The sequence below is a fragment of the Fusobacterium varium genome (assembly GCA_021531615.1).
In the GTDB taxonomy this organism is placed as follows: domain Bacteria; phylum Fusobacteriota; class Fusobacteriia; order Fusobacteriales; family Fusobacteriaceae; genus Fusobacterium_A; species Fusobacterium_A varium_C.
The window spans coordinates 1-23,149 of the sequence record JADYUE010000021.1 but is presented as its reverse complement, the minus strand read 5'-3'; the positions used below and the strand labels follow the sequence as shown (position 1 = coordinate 23,149).

The 23,149-nt window shown below is 28.4% G+C and carries 22 protein-coding genes; 15 read left to right on the top strand and 7 right to left on the bottom strand.

Annotation, left to right across the window (positions count from 1 at the left end; translation table 11 throughout):
• Positions 1 to 40 precede the first annotated feature (40 nt).
• The 4 genes from I6E31_07775 to I6E31_07760 all read left to right on the top strand — a co-directional run bounded on the left by I6E31_07775 (position 41) and on the right by I6E31_07760 (position 4,080).
• Positions 41 to 811, top strand: a complete 771-nt coding sequence (locus tag I6E31_07775) for an ABC transporter permease (GenBank protein MCF2639869.1) — start codon at positions 41 to 43, stop codon at positions 809 to 811.
• Entirely contained in the window at positions 786 to 1,505 is a 720-nt protein-coding gene (locus tag I6E31_07770; GenBank protein MCF2639868.1) for an ATP-binding cassette domain-containing protein, read from the top strand. Before I6E31_07775 ends, I6E31_07770 begins: the two co-directional genes overlap by 26 nt.
• 14 nt (positions 1,506 to 1,519) lie before the next feature.
• A complete protein-coding gene (locus I6E31_07765) occupies positions 1,520 to 2,449 on the top strand; it encodes an NrtA/SsuA/CpmA family ABC transporter substrate-binding protein (GenBank protein MCF2639867.1) in 930 nt (309 codons plus the stop codon).
• Positions 2,450 to 2,889: 440 nt separating this feature from the next.
• The gene (locus I6E31_07760) at positions 2,890 to 4,080 is read left to right on the top strand and encodes a dicarboxylate/amino acid:cation symporter (GenBank protein ID MCF2639866.1); all 1,191 of its coding nucleotides are present in this window, start codon (positions 2,890 to 2,892) and stop codon (positions 4,078 to 4,080) included.
• Positions 4,081 to 4,136: 56 nt separating this feature from the next.
• Here the strand turns inward: I6E31_07760 and recJ are convergent, their stop codons facing one another.
• Complete coding sequence (gene recJ, locus I6E31_07755; protein MCF2639865.1) at positions 4,137 to 6,710, bottom strand: single-stranded-DNA-specific exonuclease RecJ; 2,574 nt, start codon at positions 6,708 to 6,710, stop codon at positions 4,137 to 4,139.
• A gap of 19 nt (positions 6,711 to 6,729) precedes the next feature.
• Positions 6,730 to 8,574, bottom strand: a complete 1,845-nt coding sequence (locus I6E31_07750) for a transglycosylase SLT domain-containing protein (GenBank protein ID MCF2639864.1) — start codon at positions 8,572 to 8,574, stop codon at positions 6,730 to 6,732.
• Between the two features lie 163 nt (positions 8,575 to 8,737).
• Here I6E31_07750 and mutL point away from each other — a divergent pair, with 163 nt between their 5' ends.
• The 8 genes from mutL to I6E31_07710 all read left to right on the top strand — a co-directional run bounded on the left by mutL (position 8,738) and on the right by I6E31_07710 (position 16,094).
• Entirely contained in the window at positions 8,738 to 10,669 is a 1,932-nt protein-coding gene (gene mutL, locus I6E31_07745) for a DNA mismatch repair endonuclease MutL (GenBank protein MCF2639863.1), read from the top strand.
• Positions 10,670 to 10,699: 30 nt separating this feature from the next.
• A complete protein-coding gene (gene rlmH / locus I6E31_07740) occupies positions 10,700 to 11,167 on the top strand; it encodes a 23S rRNA (pseudouridine(1915)-N(3))-methyltransferase RlmH (GenBank protein MCF2639862.1) in 468 nt (155 codons plus the stop codon).
• Between the two features lie 59 nt (positions 11,168 to 11,226).
• Positions 11,227 to 11,568 (top strand): hypothetical protein, encoded by a 342-nt coding sequence (locus I6E31_07735; protein ID MCF2639861.1) that lies wholly within the window; start codon positions 11,227 to 11,229, stop codon positions 11,566 to 11,568.
• Positions 11,568 to 11,936 (top strand): hypothetical protein, encoded by a 369-nt coding sequence (locus I6E31_07730; GenBank protein ID MCF2639860.1) that lies wholly within the window; start codon positions 11,568 to 11,570, stop codon positions 11,934 to 11,936. The genes I6E31_07735 and I6E31_07730 overlap by 1 nt, the downstream gene beginning before the upstream one ends.
• Positions 11,937 to 11,992: 56 nt before the next feature.
• The gene (locus I6E31_07725; protein ID MCF2639859.1) at positions 11,993 to 13,420 is read left to right on the top strand and encodes a tetratricopeptide repeat protein; all 1,428 of its coding nucleotides are present in this window, start codon (positions 11,993 to 11,995) and stop codon (positions 13,418 to 13,420) included.
• A gap of 18 nt (positions 13,421 to 13,438) precedes the next feature.
• Entirely contained in the window at positions 13,439 to 14,920 is a 1,482-nt protein-coding gene (lysS, locus tag I6E31_07720; protein ID MCF2639858.1) for a lysine--tRNA ligase, read from the top strand.
• Between the two features lie 135 nt (positions 14,921 to 15,055).
• On the top strand, positions 15,056 to 15,418 hold the full coding sequence (locus tag I6E31_07715) for a CidA/LrgA family protein (protein ID MCF2639857.1): 363 nt from the start codon (positions 15,056 to 15,058) through the stop codon (positions 15,416 to 15,418).
• A complete protein-coding gene (locus I6E31_07710) occupies positions 15,402 to 16,094 on the top strand; it encodes an LrgB family protein (protein MCF2639856.1) in 693 nt (230 codons plus the stop codon). Before I6E31_07715 ends, I6E31_07710 begins: the two co-directional genes overlap by 17 nt.
• A gap of 694 nt (positions 16,095 to 16,788) precedes the next feature.
• On the opposite strand, the gene I6E31_07705 is transcribed toward I6E31_07710, so the two are convergent.
• From I6E31_07705 to I6E31_07685, 5 genes are all read right to left on the bottom strand, one after another.
• Complete coding sequence (locus tag I6E31_07705; protein ID MCF2639855.1) at positions 16,789 to 17,337, bottom strand: DJ-1/PfpI family protein; 549 nt, start codon at positions 17,335 to 17,337, stop codon at positions 16,789 to 16,791.
• Between the two features lie 27 nt (positions 17,338 to 17,364).
• Positions 17,365 to 17,622, bottom strand: coding sequence for a hypothetical protein (locus tag I6E31_07700; GenBank protein MCF2639854.1), 258 nt, complete (start codon positions 17,620 to 17,622; stop codon positions 17,365 to 17,367).
• Between the two features lie 211 nt (positions 17,623 to 17,833).
• Positions 17,834 to 18,436, bottom strand: coding sequence for a lysine exporter LysO family protein (locus I6E31_07695; protein ID MCF2639853.1), 603 nt, complete (start codon positions 18,434 to 18,436; stop codon positions 17,834 to 17,836).
• Entirely contained in the window at positions 18,436 to 18,711 is a 276-nt protein-coding gene (locus tag I6E31_07690; protein ID MCF2639852.1) for a hypothetical protein, read from the bottom strand. Before I6E31_07690 ends, I6E31_07695 begins: the two co-directional genes overlap by 1 nt.
• A 25-nt stretch (positions 18,712 to 18,736) precedes the next feature.
• Complete coding sequence (locus tag I6E31_07685; protein ID MCF2639851.1) at positions 18,737 to 19,783, bottom strand: galactose mutarotase; 1,047 nt, start codon at positions 19,781 to 19,783, stop codon at positions 18,737 to 18,739.
• Between the two features lie 210 nt (positions 19,784 to 19,993).
• Between I6E31_07685 and I6E31_07680 the strand changes: the two genes are divergently transcribed.
• The 3 genes from I6E31_07680 to I6E31_07670 all read left to right on the top strand — a co-directional run bounded on the left by I6E31_07680 (position 19,994) and on the right by I6E31_07670 (position 23,034).
• Positions 19,994 to 21,511 carry a DNA-binding protein gene (locus tag I6E31_07680; GenBank protein ID MCF2639850.1) on the top strand — a complete coding sequence of 506 codons (1,518 nt, stop codon included), beginning with the start codon at positions 19,994 to 19,996 and terminating at the stop codon, positions 21,509 to 21,511.
• A 30-nt stretch (positions 21,512 to 21,541) separates the two neighbouring features.
• Positions 21,542 to 22,618 carry a M20/M25/M40 family metallo-hydrolase gene (locus I6E31_07675; protein MCF2639849.1) on the top strand — a complete coding sequence of 359 codons (1,077 nt, stop codon included), beginning with the start codon at positions 21,542 to 21,544 and terminating at the stop codon, positions 22,616 to 22,618.
• A 95-nt stretch (positions 22,619 to 22,713) separates the two neighbouring features.
• Positions 22,714 to 23,034, top strand: a complete 321-nt coding sequence (locus I6E31_07670) for an HU family DNA-binding protein (GenBank protein ID MCF2639848.1) — start codon at positions 22,714 to 22,716, stop codon at positions 23,032 to 23,034.
• Positions 23,035 to 23,149 lie beyond the last annotated feature (115 nt).

Below are 23,149 nucleotides of genomic sequence, written 5' to 3'. Positions count from 1 at the left end.
TGACAGCATTTTTATATTATTTAAAAGAAGGTGATAATTTTTGAAAAGGTTAAATATAAAGGGAGTATATATTTTTACTCTTATCTTTCTTATATGGGGGATAGGATCATTTTTTAATCTATGGAATAGTTATATAATTCCTTCTCCACTAAAGATATGGGAATCTTTTTTAAAACTTATAGAAAATGGAAAGTTAATAAAGCATATAGGAATAAGTTTAAAGAGAATAGGAATAGGATTTTCAATTACAGTTTTTTTAGCTCTCCCTTTAGGAATATTTTTTGGAACATTCCCAAGAATATATATGTATTTTAAAAGTATATTTGAATTTTTAAGACACACTCCCCCATTAGCTTTGATACCAATGATAATATTATGGTTTGGGATAGGGGAAACTTCTAAGATAGTAATAATAGTTTTAGCCTCTTTTTTTCCTGTGTTTTTAAATGTTTTAAAAGGAATATCTCAATGTGATAAAAAATATATTGAAGTAGGACAGGTTTTTAAGTTATCAAAAAAAGATATTTTCTGTAAAATTATTCTTCCAAACTCAATACCAGATATATTAATAGGTTTAAAATTGGGGATAGGTTATAGTTGGAGAGCTATAATAGGAGCAGAATTAATAGCAGCATCTTCAGGAATAGGGTATTTAATACTTGATGCTCAACAGATTTCAAGATCTGATATAGTTGTATTAGGGATAATAGTTATAGGGGTAACAGGGATAGCAACAGACTACCTATTTTCATATTTAGTTACCAGTTATCTAAAGAAAAAGAGAGGTGACTACAATGAAGAATATGTATAAACTTAAAAATTTACAAAAAATATTTAAAGATGGAGAAAAGGAGAAGGAAGTTTTAAAAAATATAGATTTAGAAATATATAATGATAAGATAACAGTAATTTTAGGAAAGAGTGGTTGTGGAAAAACAACTTTGCTTAGAATAATAGCTGGATTGGAAAATATAACTTCTGGGGAGATAGATTTTTATAATAAAAATGGGGAGAAAAGTAGTTCTAAAATTGGGATGGTATTTCAAGAGAGTAGATTGATGCCTTGGCTCACAGTTAAAGAAAATATTGAGATACATGGATTTAAAGATAGAGATGATAAGTATTTGAAAATGGTTGATCTATTAGAAAGTAAAAATCTATATCCAAGTAAACTTTCTGGAGGGATGGCACAGAGAGTGGCAATAGCAAGGGCATTGGCTTATTCTCCAGACACTCTATTAATGGATGAACCTTTTTCTGCACTAGATTATTTTACAAGGTTAAAACTTCAAAATGCTCTCTTAAAAATATATGAGGAAACAAAAGTTGGAATCATATTTGTAACTCACAATATAGATGAAGCAATAAGCATAGGACATAATATAATAGTGATAAATGATGGAAATATCTCAGCTTATGAGATAGATAAAAAGTATCCTAGAGATATTGAGGATATTCAACTGATCAGGTTAAAAAAAGAGATTTTAAATAAAATAAATAGTTAAATTTGGAGGTAAAAATGATAAAGAAAATTTTAATTAGTTTAGGGGTAGTAGGAATGCTTTTGATATCAGGTTGTGGAAAGGAAAAAGTAAGTGAGATCAATGTAACTTATGTAAAATCTCCACTTAATATTCCATCTATTCTTGAAAAAAATATGGATATGTTTGGAAAGGAGTTTAAGAAAGATAATATCTCTGTAAAATTTCATGAGCTTACAACAGGACCAGAACAAACACAAGCTTTAGCAGCTGGAGAGTTAGATTTTCTACATGCATTAGGAGGAACATCAGCAATAATAGCAGCATCAAATGGAGTTGATTTAAAGATAACAAATGTATATAGTAGATCTCCAAAAGGATTTATGCTTCTTACTAAATCAGGAATTAAATCACCAGAGGAATTAAGAGGAAAGAAAGTAGCAGGACCAAAGGGAACAATACTTCATCAACTTCTATTAGCTTATTTAGGAAAGGGAGATTTAAAAGTTGAGGATATAGAGTTTATTAATATGGGACTTCCAGAGGCTATGGCAGCTTTACAAGGGGGAAGTGTAGATGCAGCACTTCTTGCAGGACCGGTAGCTTTAAAAGCTATGAAAAATGGAGCAACAGTGGTGACAAATGGAGAGGGATTAGTTGAAGGATTAGTAGTGACAGCAGTAAGTGGAAAATTCTTAAAAGAGAATCCTGAATTAGTAAAAAGATTTTTAAAAGTAAATGATGATGCAGTTAAGTTTATTGATACAAATTTTGATGAGGCTATTAAGATAACTGCAGAAGATACAGGATTAACAGAGAAAGAGGTATTGGAACTTTATCCATTATATGATTTTAATAGTGAGATAAAAGAGAGTGATATTAAAGATTTGGTAAATACTCAAGAGTTTTTATTAGAGAATGGATTACAAGAGAAGAAAATAGATATAGTTGATATATTAATAAAATAAAAGTAAATTAAATAGATGGGAGCTGTTTAGATTGATGATTTTTGTTCATTAATCTTTACAGCTCTTTTTCTTTTATAAACAAAATATAATTTAAAAATTAAAAATATAAATAAAAAAAGAAATTAAGAAAATTTGAAGAAGAGTAGTAATTAAAGAAAAAAGCAAATATATTTAAAAAGAAAATTTTTTTATATGATCAATAAAAAATTTATTTTATATATTTTCATTATTTTATAAAAATATAAAAAATATTTTTGTTCAATTTCAAAAAAAAATATTATAAATACTTGCAATTTTCTCTTATTTGGTGTATTATTGTTAATGCGTTCGAACATAAAAGAAAATTATTTTATAAAGTCAATTATAAAATAATGAAAAAACTATTTAAGTTGTTAAGAATTTTAAAGGGTTAAAATTCAAATATTATATGAGGTGGAAAAATGGAAAAACAAAAAATCAAAATTGGTCTTGTGCCAAAACTAATTATTGGTATCATTTTAGGTATTCTTATTGGAATGTATCTTCCTGAATGGGTTGGGCGTTTAATAGTAACAGCATCTAGCTTATTTAGTATGTTCTTAAAATTTGTTATCCCTATGATGATTTTAGCATTTGTTACAATGGGAATTGCTGATTTGACTCAAGGAGCAGGAAAACTTCTTGGTATCACAGCTGCAATCTCTTATGCATCAACTTTAATTGCAGGTTCTGTATCATTCTTTGTAGCAAATAGTTTATTTATGAGCTTTATGGATCCAAAAGCATTAGAAAGAATTGCAAAAACAGCTGGAATTTCAGTAGCTCCATATCTTAGTCTTTCAGTTACTCCAATATTAGATACATTAGCAGCAGTGCTTCTTGCATTTATCCTTGGATTATGTATGTCTACAATGAGAGGAAAAGAGATTGGAAATACTCTATATGACTTTATGAAAGATTTCTCAGCTATTATAAATAAAGTTTTACATACTATTATAGTTCCTTTCCTACCATTATATATCTGTGGAACTTTTATAGATATGACTCGTTCAGGTAAAACTTTTGCAATATTAGGAATTCTTTGGAAAGTATTTATCATTGTAATTATTATGCACCTACTATATCTAGTATTTGCTTTCTTTGTAGCTGGTGGAATCTCTAAGAAAAACCCACTTATGCTTCTAAAAAATCAAATTCCTGGATATACAACAGCAGTAGGAACTCAATCTTCAGCAGCAACAATTCCTGTAAACCTTGAATGTGCTAAAGCTGATGGAATATCAGAAGAGATTCGTAACTTTGTTGTACCACTTTGTGCAAATATTCACATGGCAGGTTCAATGATAACAATTACAGCTTGTGCTACTGCAGTTTGTATGATGAATGGACTTCCTATTTCAATCAATACAGTAGTTCCATTTATAGCTACTCTTGGAATAGCTATGGTTGCATCTCCTGGAGCACCTGGAGGATCAATTATGACAGCTCTACCATTCCTTTATATGGTTGGACTTGGAACTGAAGAACTTCAAGCTATAATGATTGCTCTTTACATTACACAAGACTCATTTGGTACTGCTTGTAACGTATCTGGAGATAATGCTATTGGACTTATTGTTGATGCAATTTACAAGAAATGGATTAAAGAATAATTTAATAAAGAATAAAAGAAAGAGCTATTGCACAGTTGCAGTAGCTCTTTTAGACTTTAAAGATAACATAAAATATCTTCAGTAGAATAGATAGTTTTATATTTTGAAAGATTTTTTATAATGTTTTTTCTCTCTTCATATGTAAGTTTTTTAGAGAAAATATGTTGCTTATTTAAAATCTCATTTTCAGAGGAGAAGATTATATTCTCAGGAATAGAGAAAGAATCTTTAATAATCTCGATATTTTCTATATTGAGATTATTTTCCTCTGAAATTATTAAAAATCTTTTATTTGCAACTTTTTTTATCATATCTATAGTTGGATTTAAAAGAATATAAAAATCAAAATTATCTGAATATTTATTGCTTAGATCTATACAAGATAGAGTTTTTTGATTTATATTTTCATCTGTTATTAACAAAGCTCTTTCATTAATATTTTTAAAATATAATCCTACTGTTTGAATTATAGTTTGTATCCCTCTTCCTCTTTTCATGTTTGCAATAATATTTTTTTTCTCTTTAAATATAGAAGCTAATATTTTTTTCTGAATAGAGTTATACTGAAACTCTTGAATTAAAAAGTTTTTAATCTCTTTAAAAAGTTCTCCTTGCTTAATAGCATAAGATCTAAAAGAGTAATCTTTATCAATTAAAATATGTACATTGTAGTTTTCATCTTTCATAATAACATCTTTTAACTTAACATTAAAATCAAGGTTATACATATTTTTTAAAGATGTAAGAAGATATTCAGTGGAATTATCCAATGTTCCTAGGTACATTTTATTATTGGCAACAGTGATTCCAACATCTGAAAAAGCTAGTTTTAACTCATTAGACTCTAATTTCCTTCTTGTATATATTACTGTTTCTATTGGAAAAGTAGTATCATAAAGATCAAAATTATGTATAGTGCTATTTTCAATATTGATACTCTCTTTTATATCTTCAATAAAAATTTTATATTGATACTTATCTTTAAAAGTTTCAAGTTTCAATTTAAAGGCTATATCTATATTTGTAAGAGAAACTAACTCTTCAAAGATATCATCACTATTAAACCAAACACAATTTTTAAACTCATATCCATCTTTTATAATATTTAACATAATATGTTTTCTATCTTTCCCTATCAATCTCAGATTGTCAAATTGACAATTATTTAGAGAAAAGATAGGAGATGAGTTTCCAAAACCAAAAGGTTCAAGTAGAGATATCTTATCAAGAAAATCATATGAGATCTTATAGAAAGCTAAAGGTTTATCAATCTTAATTGGCTTTACAAAAGCTATGTCTGAAATAGTTTTTTCAGCATGTTCATTTAATCTTTTTGAAAATTCAGGAATATTTTCAATCTTAATAGAGAAACCAGCAGCTCCGCTATGTCCCCCATATTTTAAAAGAAGATCTGAAAAATTATTAATAGCCTCTATAATATTAAATCCTTCAATACTTCTACAAGAGGCAGTAGCAATTCCCTCATCTTTTTTTATCTCCATAATAATTGTAGGTTTATAATATCTATCTAGGATTTTAGACGCTACAATTCCAATTACCCCATGATGAAAACCTTCCTCACCAACTATAAGGACAGCATTTTCATAAAGTTTTTCATTTTCAATTTTTTCCACAGCTTTTTGGAAAATATCCTCTTGAATCTCTTTTCTTTCACTATTTTTACTAAGAAGTTCATTAATTATAGTTGAACATACTCTATGATCTTTTTCGATAAAAAGCTCAACAGCTCTTTTAGCATCTTCAAGCCTTCCAGCAGCATTGAATATAGGAGCAATTATAAACCCTATATCATAGGTATTAAATTTTCTAGTTTCATAGTCTTCAAATATTTTTTTTATAAGCATATTGATACCAAGCCATTTACTTCTTCTAAGATGTTCAAGCCCTTCTTTTACAAAGATTCTATTCTCTTTTAGCAGAGGAACAATATCAGCAACAGTTCCAATAGCTACAATATCAAGATATTTATACAGTTCATCTTTTAAACTGTTTTTTTCAAAAAGAGCAGAGATAAGGAAAAAAGCTGTTCCTACTCCAGCTAAATATTTGAACTTATATTCATTATCCTCTCTTTTAGGGTTAATTACTGCAAAAGCAGGGGGATTTCCATTGTTTATCTCATGATGATCTGTAACAATGATATCTATTCCAATATCATTAGCATGAGCAATCTCCTTATGAGATGAGATTCCACAGTCAACAGTGATAACAAGAGTTCCACCTTCACTTTTTATATGATCGAGAGCTTCAATATTTAGTCCATACCCCTCGTCTCTAAGGGGAATATAATATTTTACATTGTAACCAAGCTCTTTAAGAGCAAGATAGCAAAGGGAAACAGAAGTAATTCCATCTACATCATAATCTCCATAGATCCAAACAGGCTCTCCTTTTTCTTTAGCTATTTCTAATCTTTCAACTGCTTTATCTATATCTTTTAGCAAGAACGGAGAGGTAATATCTTCAACTCCACCATATAAAAAAGTTTTAATATCTTCCCCATTAATAATATCTCTATTGTAAAGCAAGGTAGTAATATCTTTATCTAAATTAAAATTATTATATATATCATTGGAACTATTTTTATAAATCCATCTAGTGTCACGCATTTTTTCTCCTTTTTAAATCTTAAAAATTATATAATTTTTTATAGAAGATATATGTTATAATCAAGTTTTGAACCTCATATTTTTCTTGAGGGTTAGAAATGGTATCAAGATTAATATCTCCATCAAAATCGAATTTTATATTTTTTACTACACGCTCTCCAAAATTGTAATGAATAAGTGTTTTTAATTTATCCCCATTATATTTTTTTAAAAGCTCCTTTAATTTTCTAGCCCCTAATTCAATATTAACTTCAGGTTTTAAAAGTTCATCAATCTCTTCAGTGTGTTTAAAAGGAACCATCATTAAACCAATTTTAGAGTTTTCAGAGATAGCCTCTCTATCAAAGTTACTTCCTAAAAGCATAGTTGTGTATATAAGCTCTTGAGGAATATCATATTTTGTAGAGCAGTTATCAACAATATCTTTATAATATAGAGGATAGTTGTATTTTATAAGATCTCTATATTTAAAAAATTCCTTTCTATAATTAGAAGAGTTCTTATATGCTAAATCATAAAACTTACCTTTTTCTAAAATGTTAGTAATAGCAACACCATTTGAAATAGAATATTTATTTACAAAACTACTATTTTGAAGTTCGATTTTTAATAACTCTTCATTTTGCATTTTAGATATATTACATAATTTATCTAATTCTAAATAGTTAATTTTATCAAACACCTCATCACTATTATCTTTAGTAGAATTTAAAAAGTTGTCAATAATTAAACCTATTTTAAAAGTTGCATTGTGAGAGGCTAAATCCATATTTTTATTTTCTAAAATAAAAGCAAAAAATAATCCTTCATATGAATTAGGGTAGTTATTTATAATTTTTCTAGCTGTTTCTTCAAATTTTCTCTCTTTTTTTAGTTTTAAATAAGAGTCAGCTAATAAAATATCAGCTATAATATTTTTAGTGGAGATTTTATTTACTGTTGTAATAACTTTGTTATAATCTCCAAAAGAGTAGTAAATTCCACTAATATATAAGAGAGCTGTAGGAAAATATTTTCCATCTTTTATATTTTCAAAGGAATAAAGGCATCTTGAAAAATCTTTTAAATTATAGTAAGCAAGTCCTTTATAGAAAAATAGAATATTTGAATCAATAATTTTATCATATTTATTTGCTATATCTATAATCTCTTTATAGTTTTTTTCTCGAAGATAACTTTTAAAAATTTCTATAATAGCTTTTTCCTTTATTTCTGAATCTTTTGAAGTTGAAGAAAGAATTTTCTTTCCTGTATAAATAGCACTATCAAATTTTTTTTGACTATAAAAATATTCTGTAACTTTTAAAAGTTTATCATCAGATAATTTATCAGCAGCTTTTAAATCTTCATTAAATTTTAAATTATAGTAATCTTCAAAACCATTTTTTTTCTCCATAAGTAAAAGCAAGGCTTTCTTTTCAAAATAACTTGCTTTTGGTGAATAATAGTTATAATCCAATCTTTTAAGATATGTTTCACCTAGTTCAGAATTATCAATTTTAAAAAGAGCATCCCCTAAAGAGTAATCTCTTTCAGCAAGATAACTATTTTTTTCAAATTTTGATTCCTTAGTTAAAAAAGAACTATTATAAGTAAATACAGCTTTTTGTAGATAGTAAACAGCTTTTTCATAATCTCCAAGCTTATAATATGTCATTCCAATAAAGTAAAAAGCATAGTTGTTTTTTAAAATAGGAGAGTAACCAAAACTTCTCATCAAAGTTTCAAAATTTTCTTGAGCTGTAATATAATCTTTCTGTTCATAGGCATTTTTTCCTTGGATAAAAATTGAATAATCGTCATAGTTATAACTAAAAATATTTATATTTAAAATAAAAAATAGAAGGATAAAGATTTTTTTCATTATAAAGCACCTCTTAAAACTCTAGTAAAATATCATAATATAATTATGGCAAAATAAAAAGAAAATGGCAACTAATTTTAAAAAAATTAAAAAAGCTATTGAAATTATATGAAATATGTTAGATAATGAAAAGCAGTATGTTGTTTTTTTAAGGAGGTGAAAAATGGGGTTAATTAAGGTATTAGATGAATCAGTTTCAAATATGATAGCAGCTGGAGAAGTAGTTGAAAATCCTGCAAGTATGATAAAAGAATTGTTGGAAAACTCTTTAGATGCTGGTAGTAAAAATATAAAGATAGATGTAAAAAATGGTGGTAAGCATGTAATAATAAGTGATGATGGAAAGGGAATGTCACAAGAAGATCTCTTAATGTCAGTAGAAAGACATGCTACAAGTAAGATTAGAAAGAAAGAGGATCTATACAATCTTTTTACATATGGTTTTAGAGGTGAGGCTTTATCATCAATAGCAGCAGTTTCTAAGATGATACTTTCTTCAAAAGACGAAGAATCATCAATAGGATCAGCAGTAAATGTATCTGGTGGAAAGATTACAGGGCTTAAAGAGATACAGAGAAATAGAGGAACTACAATAGAGATAAAAGATCTATTTTTCAATACTCCTGCAAGATTAAAATTTTTAAGAAAAACTACAACTGAATATATGAATATAAAGGATATCGTTATACAAGAGGCTTTAGGGAATGCAGATGTGGCTATAACTTTGATATTAGATGATAAGGTAAGTATAAAAACTACTGGAAATGGTTTGGACAATGCAGTAGTAGAGATTTTTGGAAATAATGTTTTAAAAAATTGTAAGAAATTTTCTATGGGATATTTAGGAAATGGTTCTCTATATAGATCAACAAAGGACTCTATCTTTACCTTTGTAAATGGTAGAATGGTAAAATCTAAATTGATAGAGAATGCAGTAATAGATGGATACTATACTAAACTTATGAAAGGAAGATATCCCTTTGCAATAATATTTTTAGAGATAGATCCACAAGAAGTTGATGTAAATGTTCATCCTTCTAAAAAAATTGTAAAATTTTCTGATGAGAAATTTATATATGAAAAAATATTGAAAGAGATAGAAAATAGTTTTGATAGAGATGATAAATTTGTATCTCCAACTTTTGAAGAGAAAAAAGAGGATAATTTTTTAGATTTTACTGAATTTTCAAAATTTGTCCCATTAAAAGCAGAGAATAAGCAATTTGAAGATATAAAAGTTGAAAAATATGAGAAAAAAGAGATAAATGATAAGCTAGTTGAAAGAAAAGAGGAGAATAAATTAAAGGAAGATATTTCGAGAGCTCTCGAAATTCCCCAAAAAACTCCTATTGAAAATAAAAAAATAGAAGAATTTGAAGTAAATGATAGTGAAAATAGTTTTAACTGGCTAGGAAAAGAGAAAAAAGAAGAAAAAATAATTGAAAATATTGAAGAAGAAAAACTAATTAAAGAAGATATAAAAGAGGAAAAATTAGAAAAAAAAGATAATAATTTTCAGAAGAAAAATAAAAAGATAGATTTTAAAGTATTGGGACAAATATTTAATTCTTTCATTTTAGTTGAAAGAGATGGAATATTAGAAATCTATGATCAACATATAGTTCATGAAAGAATACTTTATGAAAATTTAAAAGAGGAATACTCTAATAAAGAGGTTAGTAGTCAACAATTATTAGTACCCATAAGGGTATTAGTTGATCCTAGAGAGAGAGAGCTTGTTTTTGAAAATATAGATAGTTTTACAAAATTTGGTTTTGAGATAGATGAATTTGGAGATAATGAGATTTTAATTAGAGCAGTTCCAATAATGAATTTTAGAGATAGTATCGAGAATATTTTTAGAGAGATTTTAAGAAATTTAAAAGAGGATAAATCTAAGGATATAAGGGAGAATATAATAATTTCAATGTCTTGTAGAGGAGCTGTAAAGGCAAATGAAAAACTGACACAAGAAGAGATGGAAATTATGGTAGAAGAACTTCATGAGATAGGTGAATATACTTGTCCTCATGGTAGACCAATCATAATAAAAATAACAATGAATGATTTAGAAAAATTATTTAAAAGAAAATAAATATAATAAAAATATGAAAAGGAGAAAATTTTGAACATATCTATTGTATGTGTAGGAAAGGTAAAAGAGAAATATATTATAGATGGAATAAATGAGTTCTTGAAAAGAATGCAATCTTTTGCTAAAATGAGAATTATAGAACTTAAAGAAGATGGAAATGACAATAATAGAAATATATCTATTGAGAAAGAGGGAGAGGAAATTTTAAAAACTCTTGAAAAAATAGGTGGATATAATATATTGTTAGATATACAAGGAAAAAATTATTCATCAGAGGAGATGGCTGAGGAGATAGAAAGATTAACTGTTAATGGTGTAAGTAGTATTAATTTTATCATTGGAGGTTCATATGGGGTCTCTGAAAGTGTAAGAAGAGCTTCACAAATGAAACTTAGTTTTTCAAAGATGACATTTCCACACCAATTGATGAGACTTATTTTAACAGAACAGATTTACAGATGGTTTAGCATATTAAAAAATACAAAATATCATAAATAATTATAAAATATCATAAAATTATAATGTTAAGTTAAAAAAAATTTAGGAGGGAAGAAGTTATGTATTCACAAGGAGAAACTTTTTATTATGATATCGATGATGAGGAGTATGAATTACATGTACTAGAGAATGTTATAATGGGGGATAAGGAGTATATTATAGCAGAGGATTTTGATGGGGATGTTCATGTATTCCTTTATGATGAAGATGAAGAGGAACTTGAAATCTTAGATGATGGAGATGCTAGTGAAGTAATCGACTATTGGAAAGAGGAATATCTTTTAGGAGAAGATATTGGGGACTATGAAGAAGATGAGTACTACGATAGAGAAGATGAAGATTACGGAGATAAATTTGATAATGAAGATTACTATGATGGAGATGAAGAGGATTATTATTAATGAGTAGATTTATTATTAGAAGTCTTGATAGTTACAATGAGAAAAGTTATGAGATAGTAACAGGAAAAAAAATTGAAACTTCTGAAGCTGTAGAGTATGAGTATCTTAGTAAGCTTGGAAAATGTAAAATTTCTGTTTTAAAAGATAGAGTGATTATTGATAGAGATAACAATGGTATTGCTACTATTTTAGATGTAGATATGAAAAGAAAAACAGAATTTGTATATTATGGAGAGGGATTTAAAAAAGAATTCACTCTAAAAGGGGAAAATTTAAGCTATAAGGATAATATTTTAGATTTTACTTACAAAATATTAGATGGTGGAGAAGAAGTTAATCTTATCTCTATAACTATAAAAGAGTATTAAACTATTTGAAATAGGGCAAAATTTATATGCCCTATTTTAAGTAATTAGGAGGAAAAATGAAAATAATAGGATTTTTATTAATTTTGCTAACTATGTATAGTTGTACTGGACTTCCTCAAAATACAGATATAGACAATATTTGGAGTAGTATGAGTGGGGAGAGTACTCCTTTAGAGCAAGAAAGTATAGTATTAACTACAACAGATGCACCAGGATTATTACAAGTTATTTCTCAAAATTTAAGAACAGGAAAAACAAAAAGTTATTCAGAAAGATACAACGGAAGTAATTTTGAAGTATATGTAGGAGATTATCTAATAGTTCCTTTAAAAGCTGAAGATGACTTTAAACTTTTAAATTATCCTAAAAATATCTCTTATGAGTTGGGAATAAAAGGAACAAATCTTGTATTTAGAAGCATATACCAAGGGGATTTTGAAGTAGAATTAAGATCTTTAGGGGATATAACTAGAAGAATTACAATATCAAATAAATTAAAATATAGATTTACGGAACAAAATAATTATGATATAATTCTAAAAAATTATGCTATGAGTAATTTAAAATTATTACAAGATAGTGTTGCTTTACATAGAATAGCATTTCCAGATAGTTTTAGAGATAAAGAGATATCTTTTATGTTGATTGAAGTAGCAAGTAAGGCTGGAAATAATAGAGTTGTTAAAGAGGAGCTTAATTTTTTAAAGAAATTTGGAAACCTTGATGAACATGATAAATTAAGCATAATAGATGCGCTTTCACTTTCAGGAGAAAAAAATATAAAATTAGATTCTATGATGCTAGAATTTAATGAAGAAAATAGTATTTTAAATGAAACTTTAAAAAATATAATTACTACAAAAAATATAGCTACTAAAGATGAAATTGAGTTTTTAGAGAAATATTTTAAAACTACTCCTAGTAAAGAGTTGGCTGAATTTATTGGAAATTGGTATCTAAAAAATGGAGATATTAACAAAGGAAATCAATATCTTAACGGAACAATAGAGGGTGTTTCTCCAGAGATATTAGGAGGAATTTTTGGAATATTTGCTCCTACTGATGGAACTATGGAAAATGCTATGGAAAACATAGAAAATCAAAATTACACACAATTTAAAAACTTCCTATCAAATGGAGAGAGTAGTTATAACAATGGAAATTATGTAGAAGCACTTGTACATTTTCAAAGAGCTAGTGAAATTAACAAGGATTATGAAGAAAGTAATCAATTATACTATTATATAGGTCAAAGTAGTATACAAGTTGAAAATTATAAAAAGGCAGTGGAAAATTTTAAGAAAGCACTATCTTTAGAAAAAAGCAATGACAAAAAGGCAGAAATATATTATAATATGGCAATAGCCTATGCAAATCTTGGAAACAAAGAAGAAGCAAGAAATTATTTTACTTATGTAAGACAAAATTATCCTAATACTTCTTGGAGTACAAAAAGTAGTATATATTTGCTTAAATTAAAATAAATTTATAAGGAGAGAACCATGGAAAGATATTTTGACAGAGTGGCTAAAGAGAGCTTAGTCATGGAACAATGGAAAAAAGTAGACGAGTTAAAAGAATTAGGAGTAAACCCTTTTGGGCATAAGTTCGATAAGAAGTACATGGTAGGGGACATTTTAACTCATACTCCTGAGGAAAACTTAATATATAAAACTGCAGGAAGAATAATGGCATACAGAGGAAAGGGAAAAGCTGTATTCGTTCATATAGAAGATCGTTCAGGAAGAATTCAAGTATATTTAAGACAAGATGCACTTGGAGAACAAGTTTTTGAAATAGTTAAGAAAATTGGAGTAGGAGATATAATTGGTGTAGAAGGAGAAATCTTCATCACTAAAACAGGAGAACTTACTTTAAGAGCAAGTTCATTAGAATTACTTTCTAAAAATTTAAGAGCTCTACCTGAAAAATTCCACGGATTAACAGATGTAGAAACTAGATATAGAAAAAGATATGTAGACTTAATAATGAATAAAGATGTAAGAGATACTTTTATTAAAAGAACTCAAATCATCAGAGGAATAAGAGAAATTCTTGATAATAAAGGATTCTTAGAAGTTGAAACTCCATTAATGCACCCAATTCTTGGAGGAGCAGCAGCTAGACCATTTATCACTCACCATAATACACTAGATATGGATCTATATATGAGAATAGCTCCAGAACTATACTTAAAGAGACTTATAGTTGGAGGACTTGAAAGAGTTTACGAACTAGGAAGAAACTTCAGAAATGAAGGAATGGATACAAGACACAACCCAGAATTTACAATGATCGAAATGTACCAAGCTTATGCTGATTATACAGATATGATGGACTTAGCTGAAGAAATTATAACAACTCTAGCTAAAAAAGTTTTAGGAACTACAACTGTTGAATACAATGGAAAAACTCTAGTTCTTGAAAACTTCAAAAGAATACACATGGTAGATTTAATAAAAGAAGTTACAGGTGTTGACTTCTGGAATAAAGATATGACTTTTGAAGAAGCTAAAGCTTTAGCAAAAGAACATCATGTAGAAATAGCTCCACATATGAATACAGTAGGACATGTAGTAAACCAATTCTTTGAAGAAAAATGTGAAGAAACAATAGTTCAACCTACATTTGTATATGGACACCCAGTAGAAATTTCTCCACTTTCTAAGAGAAATGAAGAAGATTCAAGATTTACAGATAGATTTGAACTATTTATAGATGCTAGAGAATATGCAAATGCTTTCTCAGAATTACAAGATCCAGCAGATCAAAGAGGAAGATTTGAAGATCAAGTTGAAGAAGCTGAAAGAGGAAACGATGAAGCAACTCCAGTAATCGACGATGACTTCGTAGAAGCTCTAGAATATGGATTACCACCTACAGGAGGAATGGGAATTGGAGTAGACAGATTAATCATGTTATTAACTCAATCTGAGTCTATTAGAGACGTATTACTATTCCCACAAATGAAACCAACTAAATAGTAAATAAAAAATTTTGAGGGCTGATTCGTTTGAAATCAGCCTTTTTATGTTCAAAGAAAAAAATATATTTGAAATTTTTTGCAATTCTGAACAAATAGTGCTAAAATATCTTTTATCAATATTCAGGAGGAAAAAATGATACAAGAATTTTTAATTATTTTTATTATTAATTATATTGGTGTTCTTATGGCAGAAGTTTTAAAATTTCCATTGCCTGGAACTATAAATGGAATGTTACTTTTATTTGTAATGCTTTATTTTAAGGTTATAAAGCTAGAGAAGATAGAAAAGGCAAGTGATTTTCTATTGGTAAATATGACAATATTTTTTATGCCCCCATCTGTTAAACTTATAGAATCTTTATATCTTTTAAAAACTGGGATCTTTAAGATAATATTTATATTGATATTTACAACAATATTGACAATGATAGTTACAGGTTTAACAGTACAATATATGATTGAGAGAAAGGAGAAAAAATATGGAAAGCTTAACTAATACACCTCTATTTGGAGTGGTAATAAGTCTTGTAGCATTTGAAATAGGGAAATATATATTTAATAAAACTAAATTAGCACTATTTAATCCACTACTTATAGGAACAATTATAGTTATGGGATTTTTAAATTATTTTAAAGTACCAGTTAGCAATTATATGGTTGGAGGAGATCTGATACTATTCTTTTTAGCTCCAGCAACAGTTGTACTTGCTGTACCATTATATAGACAGTTAAATCTTTTGAAAAAGAATTTTTTACCTATAATGGTTGGAGGGGTTGCAGGATCTTTAACTGCTATAATCTCAGTAGTTGTTTTAGGAAAGATTATGGGAATAGATCAAAAATTACTATTGTCTTTTATGCCTAAATCTATAACAACTCCTATAGGGATTGAACTTTCTACTTTATTAGGAGGGATTCCATCAATAACAGTATTTGCTATTATAGTTACAGGAATAATAGGAAATGTGTCAGCACCATATGTGTGTTCTCTTTGTAGAATAAAACATCCAGTGGCAAAGGGAATAGGAATAGGTATATCAAGCCATGCTGTTGGAACAAGTAGAGCGATAGAGATGGGAGAGGTAGAAGGGGCAATGAGTGCTCTTTCAATAGTTATAGCTGGAATTTTAACTATAGCAATAGCTCCTTTAGTTAGGGCAATATTCTTTTAAAAATAAAAACTATAATTTATCTAGCTAAGCTAAGTTATCTAGCACATAGCTAAGTTTTAACAAAGTACATTTGCATTAGCGATTGTTAATCAAGTTAAGTTATCTCTATTTCTTTTTAATATCAGCTAAATTCCATGTCAAAGAATAAAGAGAGAGTAACACTTATCTGACTAAAATTCCGAAACTCACTTCGTTCAAACACGTCGGAATTTTTAGCGTCAGATTTCGTAACTCTCTTTTTATTAATGTTTACAGGACTCCGATAAATCTTCGCCTGTATCTCAAAAGTAATAGTCGTTTGTACTCCTTTACTTTTGGAAATTACATTTAGCTGATATTAGGAGTATTAAAAATAAATTTATCCCTAACATCAAGTTGATGTAATTTGGAAGTGAATATTAGAAGACCTTAGCGAAATGAAGTTAAGAAAATGCAACGTGTTTGAGCGAGCTTGCGAGTGAGTTTTGCATTTTCAACGGAATAAGCCTAGGGATTCTTTATTCACTGACATGGAGACAACTTGATGTTAAAAAGTATAAGTTTTGTTAATGGAAATTTAAGGATCACAGAAACTTCGTTTCTGCGTCTCAAAAGTAGTAGTCGTTTACACTCCTCTACTTTTGGAAATTATAGGTTAAAAGTAATTAATAAAAAAGCCCTGTTAAAATTTTTTAACAGGGCTTTTAATAATCACTTATAATAATTCCATTCCAGTTTTTACTTTAGTTAAAATTTCTTCAGAAAATAAATTTTCTGCTAATTTTAAAGCAAAGTCTAAAGAGTGTCCAGCTCCAATACCAGTTATGATTTTTTCATCTTGAACAACATCTTTATCTTGATAACTATATTTAGACATAGCATCTTTTATAGAAGTGTGGCAAGTTACCATTTTTCCCTCTCCAATACCATTACAAGCTAGAACAGAAGGGGCTCCACAGATAGCTCCTATATATTTACCTTCTTTTGCATAAAATTTAACAAGTTCTCCTACATTAGAGTCTTTTCCAAGATTTTCATAACCTGGATATCCTCCTGGTAGAATTAACATATCTCCATCATGTAAGTTACTCTCTTTTAAAACTAAATCACTTTTTACAGTTACCTTTTGAGCAGAAGTAACAAAACTATCCTCAGATATAGAAACAGTTTTTACATCAGCTCCACATCTTCTTAATACGTCAACAGGGGTAAGAGCTTCAATAAGTTCAAAACCTTCAGCTAATAAAACATAAACTTTTTTCATATTTTAACCTCCTGATTAGATAGATTACTATTTTTCTACAGTGATTTTTCCTTTATTGATTAGAGAAAGAACAAATTGGTGAGCATCTACAACAGCATTACAATAAGCTGATTTTGTTTCTCCTTCAAAGAAAGCATTAAGTAATACTTGTTGTTGTTCAGCAATATTTCTTTTTAACTCTTCAACAGTTAACATTCCAGATTTATATTCCTCTACAAGAGCTTCATAGATGTTATCAAAAGTAGCATCATATAGGTCCTCTTCCCAAGTTTCAATAATTGACATTTAATTTCACCTCTTTATAATATTTATTATTATTTTTATAACAGATAAATATTAACATTTCTTACAAAAAATGTCAACTTTATAGTAAAGATAATTTCTAAAACTAGATATGGTTAAATAGTTAAAATTTAATAAAAAAGAGCTGAATAAATTAATGAAAGAGAAATCATTAATTTATAACAGCTCAAGTTTTTTTATATTATTAAAAGATTTATCCAAGATTGAAAAGAGCTACCATAGCAGGAACTAGAATTGGAACAACTAAAGTTATAACAAATCCAGAATAAAAAGCTATAATAGATACATTAGCAGGATTACTCTTATTTATAACTGGTAAAACTGAATCCATTGCAGTAGCTCCAGCAGTTGCAACAGATGGGAATGAACCAATCTTTGCAGCTATAAAAGGTATTGAGAATATAGATAAAAGCTCCCTAGAAACATTTGATAAAAATGCTGTTCCACCTAACTCTGCACTTATTTTAGAAAGTTCAATAGCAGAGAAAGAATACCAACCCATACCAGAACTTATGGCAACAGTTTCACCTAAAGAAAGTGGAGTTAAGAAAGAAGCAACAGCTCCCCCTAAAAGAGAACCAAGCATAGTTATAAAAGGTAGTAATATAACTTTTTTATCCATTGATTTTAAGTTATCAAATACCCCTTTATTTTTTCCAATATCTATTCCTACAAAGAAAAGAAGTAAACAAAGTCCAAGCTTAATTAAATTATCTACACGATCTAAGATTAAAGGAGTTTGGAAAAAATATCCTAAAAGCCCTCCAATAATAACTGATAAAGCTATACCAACCATTATTTTTTACCTCCTCTATATACAATATGAACTAAAAGTACACTTCCTATGATTGCACATATAGTGATAATAACAGAGTTAATTCCAAGAATATGGAATTTAGAAAGTAACTCTCTATCAGCACCTATTTTATACCCCATCATACCTAAAAGAAAAAATAGAGAGAAGCTCTGTAGCATTCCTACTTTATTATCAATAAACTTAGGAATTAGTCCCTTTTTTGTTATAAAATAACCTACTAAAATAATGGCAACATATAGTATAATATCTTGCATAAATCCCCTCCCAATTAGTTAAAAATTATATAGTAGAAAATTTAAATATAGTTTTTTGTGAATATGGTTTTGAACTATTATAAATTTTAGCTTTTTCAGGCATAAAATTTAAGACATTAGGATAATCTTGAGTTTCAAAACAGATTCCCATATATTTTAAACACTCTAAACCATTAGATAATTTTCCTACTTCATAAAGATAGTTACCAGAATATATTACCACAGCTGGTTGGTCTGTGTAAACCTCAAGTTTTCTACCAGATATTTTATCTTCTAAAATAGCAGAATAACTATCCCTATTTTCATCAAGAACAAAAGGATGGTCTAGTCCATGATTTACAATCACTATTTGCTCATGATCAGACTTAAATGATGGAGCAAGTTCTCTACTTTCTTGAAAATCAAAAGGAGTATCTTTTACATCTGTAACTTTTACAGGTAAAGTTGCTTCATCAACAGCTATAAATTTTTTACAAGCTAAAGTTAGATATTCATCAGATACATCTCTTTTAAAATCACCACTTAAATTAAAGTAAGTATGATTAGTTAAATTTAAATAAGTGTCCATATCTGAAGTAGCGTTATACTCAATAACAAGCTCATTATCTATTAATTTATATGTAACAGTAGCCCAAATATTACCAGGGAATCCCTCTTCTAAGTGAGGACTTTTTAGAGAAAGTTCAACTCCAATGAAATTTTCTCCTTTTATCTCTTTAGAGTCCCATATTTTATGACTAAAGTTATCTATTCCCCCATGTAAATTGTTTTCTCCACTATTTTTAGCTAGAGAATATTTTATGCCATTGATTGTGATACAACCATTTGCAATTCTTCCAGCATTTCTTCCAACAATAGCTCCAAAATATGGAGAACGTTCTTCATAGTCAGCTATATTACTAAGATTTAAAACGACATTTTCTAATTTTCCGTTTTTATCAGGAGATAAAATTTTCTTTATAACTCCTCCATAATTTAAGATATCAACTTCTAAAAATTCATTTTTAAGAGTGTAACATTTAACCTCTTCGCCTTTTTTTGTTATGCCCCAATTTGTTACTGATATTTCCATTTAATCTCACCTCTGAACACTATTCTAACATAAAAAAATGATAAAAGATAGATGAAAATAGACAATTATTATTTTTTCTGAACTTGAAAAAAAGGGATAGTTTTAGTGTAAATAAAATGAATAAGAGGTATATATATATGATATTTTTCTTTTGTTTAAAAATATGTTAAATAATTAGTATTACTAATTAAACATTAAGAGGAGGAAGATATGAAAAAAAGATTAGTAGCAATTCTATTATGTTTATTATCAGTTTTATTTGTAAGTTGTGGAAAAGAGGCAGAAAAAGCTAAAGATGAAAAAAATACTTTAGTGTTTGCACAGATATCAGAGTGTAAAACTTTAGATCCTCAAGATACTACAGAGCAATATTCACAAAGAATAGTAGCAGTAGTATATGACAGATTAGTTGAAATCGATGAAGTTACAGGAGAGTTAGTTCCAGGATTAGCGGAAAGTTGGGAAAGATTAGATGAAAATAACATTGTGTTTCATTTAAGAAAAGGGGTAAAATTCCATAATGGTGATGTATTTAGTGCAAATGATGTAAAATATACATTAGAAAGAGCTAAAACACTTCCAAAAGTGGCACATCTATATAAATTGATCTCTAATATTGAAGTTATAGATGATAATACTGTTAAATTAACTACAAGTGAGCCTTTTGCACCATTATTAGCTCATCTAAGTCATAAAACAGCATCAATAATAGATGGAAAAGCTCATAAAGAACTTGGAGAAAAATATTTTGAAAATCCAGCAGGAACAGGACCATATAAATATAGTTCTTGGAAAGTTGGAGATAGAATAACTCTTGAAGCTTTTAATGAGTATTTTAAAGGAGCTCCAGCTATAAAATTTATTGAAGTAAGAGCAGTACCAGAAGAAAATAGTAGAGTAATAGGACTAGAAACTGGTGAAATTGATATGACAGCAGATTTAAGCCCAGAATCAAGAAAAATAGTTTTAGATAATGCAGAGAAAATGACATACCAAGAAAAAAGTGGTATTAGTACTAACTATCTTGGATTTGCAACAAATAGAGATATAATAAAAGATAGAGATGTAAGAAGAGCTATAGCAATGGCTGTAAATAGAGATGCTATCATTGATAGTATTATGATGGGAACAGTTGAAAAAGCTAATAGTTTTGTTGCTCCAGGTACATTTGGATATAGCAAAGATTCTAAAGTTTTAGATTATAATCCTGAAGAGGCTAAGAGAATAATTGAAGAAAAAGGGTTAGTTGGAACAAAATTAAGATTAGGTGTAAGTAACAGTCCAGTAAGAATGCAAATGTGTGAAATTATTCAAGCTCAATTAAAAGAGATTGGACTTGAAGTATCTATTGAATCATTAGAATGGGGAACTTTCCTTGCAGCAACAGCTAAAGGGGATTTAGATATGTTTTCACTAGGTTGGGGACCATCTACTTATGATGGAGATTATGGATTCTACCCTAACTTCCATAGTTCACAATTAGGAGGAGCAGGAAATAGATCACAATATGTAAATCCTGAAATGGATAGATTATTAGATGCAGCTAAAAAAGAGGTGAATCCAGAATTAAGAAAAGAATTATATGCTAAAGTTGCAGATATTATTTATGAAGATGTGCCAGTATTACCAATTTACTATACAAATGATACTATTGCAGCTGTAAATGCAGTTCAAGGAGCAAAACCAACAAGTTATATTAGATTTGATGAATTAAGTTTTAAGAAATAAATAAAATTTAAATCAAAAGGAGAAGAGGAAATGGATAATTTAATAAAGATGATCGAAAAATTAACAAACACATTTGGAGCTCCAGGATATGAAGATGAAGTAATTGAAGTGATAAAAAAAGAATTACCTTTTTTAAGTTCTGAAAGAGATTCAATCAATAACTTATATATGGGACTTCATGAAAAGGAAGCAAATACAAATAGACCTACTGTAGCTCTTGATTGCCACACTGATGAAGTTGGATTTATTGTAGAAAATGTAAATAGAAATGGATCAATAAGTTTCCTTACTCTAGGTGGTTGGCATGTTGGAAATGTTCCAGCTAGTGCAGTTTTAATTAAAAATAGCAGAGGAGAATATGTAAGAGGAATAGTTACTTCTAAACCACCTCATTTTATGACTGATGAAGAGAGAAATAGACTTCCTAAAATGTCAGAACTTACAATTGATATTGGAACAAGTAGCTATGAAGAAACTACTGAAATGTATGGAATTGAAGTAGGTAACCCTATTGTTCCAGATGTAACTTTTGTATATGATGAAAAAATAGAGATAATGAGAGCTAAGGCTTTTGATAATAGATTGGGATGTGCTGCTTCAATAGAGGTTTTAAAAGCTGTTAGAGATGAAAAAATAGAAAATGTAAATGTAGTTGGAGCATTTGCATCACAAGAGGAAGTTGGATTAAGAGGGGCTCAAGTAGCAGCTTATAGAGTAAAACCTGACTTTGCTATAGTGTTTGAAGGATCTCCAGCAGACGATAGCTTTAAAGAGGGAACAGCAGCTCATGGAGCATTGAAAAAAGGTGTTCAATTAAGAGTAGTTGATGGAGCTATGATCTCAAATCCTAGAGTTTTAAAGTTTGCTAAAGATATAGCTAATAAAAAAGGAATTAAATATCAAGTTATAGCTAGAGAAAAAGGATCAACAAATGGAGGAAAATATCATATTTCTGAAACAGGAATACCTGTTCTTGTATTAGGAATTCCTACAAGATATATTCATACTCACTACTCTTATGCTTCAATAGATGATCTAAAATCAGCTATTTCATTAGCAATAGAAGTTATAAAAGAATTAAATTATGATGTAATAAAAGGGTTCTAAATAAAATTTAAAATATTATTGAATTTTGTGGGAAAAAGTGCTAATGTAGTAATAAGAGCAGTTACAAACAAATAAAAGAGTCGGGAGTGGTTGATATGACTAAGAAGGAATTTGTAGAATTATTTGGAACAAAAGCTGAATTAAAAACAAAAGTAGAAGCAGAAAAATTAACAAAGGCTTTTATAGATACTCTTGAAGAAATATTAGTAAAAGGTGAAAGTGTTTCTTTTATAGGATTCGGAAAATTTGAAGCAACTGAAAGAGCTGCAAGAACTTGTGTAAACCCACAAACTAAAAAAACTATGAAAGTAGCAGCTAAAAAAGTAGCTAAATTCAAAGCTGGTAAAAACCTATTAGAAAAAATGAACCCTGTTGTTGAAAAAAAAGCTGCAAAATCTAGAAAGAAAAGTAAATAATTAAAAATTTTGGGAGCTATTGAGCTCCCTGTTTTTTTAATATCATTAGTAACTACTCACCTATTACCTATAAATATTATAAAAAGCAAAATTTTATCCCAATATCAACTAAAGC

Coding starts and splice junctions, on each gene's coding strand:
- I6E31_07765 (MCF2639867.1), top strand. CDS start 1,520: ATGATAAAGAAAATTTTAATTAGTTTAGGGGTAGTAGGAATGCTTTTG.
- I6E31_07760 (MCF2639866.1), top strand. CDS start 2,890: ATGGAAAAACAAAAAATCAAAATTGGTCTTGTGCCAAAACTAATTATT.
- recJ (MCF2639865.1), bottom strand. CDS start 6,710: ATGCGTGACACTAGATGGATTTATAAAAATAGTTCCAATGATATATAT.
- I6E31_07750 (MCF2639864.1), bottom strand. CDS start 8,574: ATGAAAAAAATCTTTATCCTTCTATTTTTTATTTTAAATATAAATATT.
- mutL (MCF2639863.1), top strand. CDS start 8,738: ATGGGGTTAATTAAGGTATTAGATGAATCAGTTTCAAATATGATAGCA.
- I6E31_07735 (MCF2639861.1), top strand. CDS start 11,227: ATGTATTCACAAGGAGAAACTTTTTATTATGATATCGATGATGAGGAG.
- I6E31_07730 (MCF2639860.1), top strand. CDS start 11,568: ATGAGTAGATTTATTATTAGAAGTCTTGATAGTTACAATGAGAAAAGT.
- I6E31_07725 (MCF2639859.1), top strand. CDS start 11,993: ATGAAAATAATAGGATTTTTATTAATTTTGCTAACTATGTATAGTTGT.
- lysS (MCF2639858.1), top strand. CDS start 13,439: ATGGAAAGATATTTTGACAGAGTGGCTAAAGAGAGCTTAGTCATGGAA.
- I6E31_07715 (MCF2639857.1), top strand. CDS start 15,056: ATGATACAAGAATTTTTAATTATTTTTATTATTAATTATATTGGTGTT.
- I6E31_07710 (MCF2639856.1), top strand. CDS start 15,402: ATGGAAAGCTTAACTAATACACCTCTATTTGGAGTGGTAATAAGTCTT.
- I6E31_07705 (MCF2639855.1), bottom strand. CDS start 17,337: ATGAAAAAAGTTTATGTTTTATTAGCTGAAGGTTTTGAACTTATTGAA.
- I6E31_07700 (MCF2639854.1), bottom strand. CDS start 17,622: ATGTCAATTATTGAAACTTGGGAAGAGGACCTATATGATGCTACTTTT.
- I6E31_07695 (MCF2639853.1), bottom strand. CDS start 18,436: ATGGTTGGTATAGCTTTATCAGTTATTATTGGAGGGCTTTTAGGATAT.
- I6E31_07690 (MCF2639852.1), bottom strand. CDS start 18,711: ATGCAAGATATTATACTATATGTTGCCATTATTTTAGTAGGTTATTTT.
- I6E31_07685 (MCF2639851.1), bottom strand. CDS start 19,783: ATGGAAATATCAGTAACAAATTGGGGCATAACAAAAAAAGGCGAAGAG.
- I6E31_07680 (MCF2639850.1), top strand. CDS start 19,994: ATGAAAAAAAGATTAGTAGCAATTCTATTATGTTTATTATCAGTTTTA.
- I6E31_07675 (MCF2639849.1), top strand. CDS start 21,542: ATGGATAATTTAATAAAGATGATCGAAAAATTAACAAACACATTTGGA.
- I6E31_07670 (MCF2639848.1), top strand. CDS start 22,714: ATGACTAAGAAGGAATTTGTAGAATTATTTGGAACAAAAGCTGAATTA.